Consider the following 1502-nt stretch of genomic DNA (forward strand, 5'->3'; position numbering starts at 1 on the left):
TTTCTTACATCTACTGAGACAGTGAATAGTAATTGTTTATCTTCTTTACGTAAAATTGATAAACGAACTGGTAACACCATATGGTCAACTGCAAAAATCGTTTCCAGACCAGGAAACCATTTTAAATTTCATTTACATAACAATAGTAACTTAAGCAGTAAGAAGGAGTGCACACATGAAAAAAATGTTAACAAAAGAACTAAGTAATGAATTAAAGAAGCGGGAAGAGGTTATTTCTATTACAGTTGAGCCTTATGAAAAAATTGAAGTTGGTGGAATTCGTGTAGATGGACCAGCTGTTATTCTAATTAATCAAGAATAGCTAAAAATAGTTGAATGCACAAAGAAAAGGATCAGCCTTTAAGAGAAGGGAGGATCCTTTTTGTTTGCTGCTGATACTAATATTTCATCTGATGTGATGGGGTTAAGAGAAAGGAGAGGGTCGGGATTATCATGGTGGTAAGCTTAATATTGGTAGTATTTCTTTTTATGTTATATAAATTAGTTGATAAAAAAACAGGCTCTGACGCAAACCTCGAATGCTGTCAAAATATACACAAAAATATGAGATTAATTACGAACATTCAATCTGTACAAAGTATAAAAATACGAATTTTTATATTAATTCCCGAACAACTCATTCACATAAAAATATAACATTCATGTTGGATTATCACGTAATCATTTTTGCACCAGAACCAAGCACAGTACGCATTTTATTTATACAGCAATGACAGTTAATTTAAGTGTATTAAAGGCTATTAAATCTATTTAAAGAAGTGACTAGCTATTGGGTAAAATAGCAAATAAAAAAGCGACTGTAATAACCAGCCGCCTTTCATTTCTTAGTGTAAACTTTGTTTAGTTCCATTTTTGACTTCTTTCATAAAGTCTAAAGATACTTCACCTTTTTTAATCGCTTCTATTCCACGTTGAATGTCCTGCCCATTATAACCTAGACTACGTAAAAACATTCTTATACCAATAGAAGCACCTTTATATAATTCTTTATTCTGTTCATTATTTGCCTGACGCAGTAATTCTTCATTTTCTAAAAGGTTAACTATACCTATGTAAAACACTTCTTCCATAGTTAAACTTCTTGCCATATTGTTTACCCCCCTGTTTAAAGAATTTCTGCATAATAATAGTTTTCTTGCTCAATACAACCAAATTCCACCTCTTCATTATGGTTATAAGTATATTATATAGTATTTCTGAAGAGTTTTTTTAATATTTAAAATTAACACTTGAGTTGACTACTTCGTTATTTTCAACAAAAATAAAAAAGGGCACAAGCTGTTAAGCCTGTACCCCGTTTTTTCATATTCTTTAATTCCACCTTTGCTTGAATGTTTAATAACTGTGTGCGTGCGTTACGAGCGTTCGACTGATAATATGAAACTAGGGTTTTGTTTTGTACAGGATGAATCTCTCTTACCATTATTAAACTCTTCCTTCAACATCCCAAAAACAAGGTGGTCGGTTCTGGTGCAAAAAAT

General features: G+C 31.7%; 2 protein-coding genes. One reads left to right on the forward strand and one right to left on the reverse strand.

All coding sequences use genetic code 11. The features are described 5' to 3' along the window. Nucleotides 1-175: 175 nt before the first annotated feature. A complete protein-coding gene (locus CN326_RS23865; protein WP_098311390.1) occupies nucleotides 176-322 on the forward strand; it encodes a BC1881 family protein in 147 nt (48 codons plus the stop codon). A gap of 523 nt (nucleotides 323-845) precedes the next feature. On the opposite strand, the gene CN326_RS23875 is transcribed toward CN326_RS23865, so the two are convergent. After that, the gene (locus tag CN326_RS23875; RefSeq protein WP_255258207.1) at nucleotides 846-1109 is read right to left on the reverse strand and encodes a hypothetical protein; all 264 of its coding nucleotides are present in this window, start codon (nucleotides 1107-1109) and stop codon (nucleotides 846-848) included. Nucleotides 1110-1502 lie beyond the last annotated feature (393 nt).

Origin of the sequence: Bacillus sp. AFS018417 (assembly GCF_002560985.1) — a bacterium.
GTDB lineage: Bacteria > Bacillota > Bacilli > Bacillales > Bacillaceae_G > Bacillus_A > Bacillus_A rhizoplanae.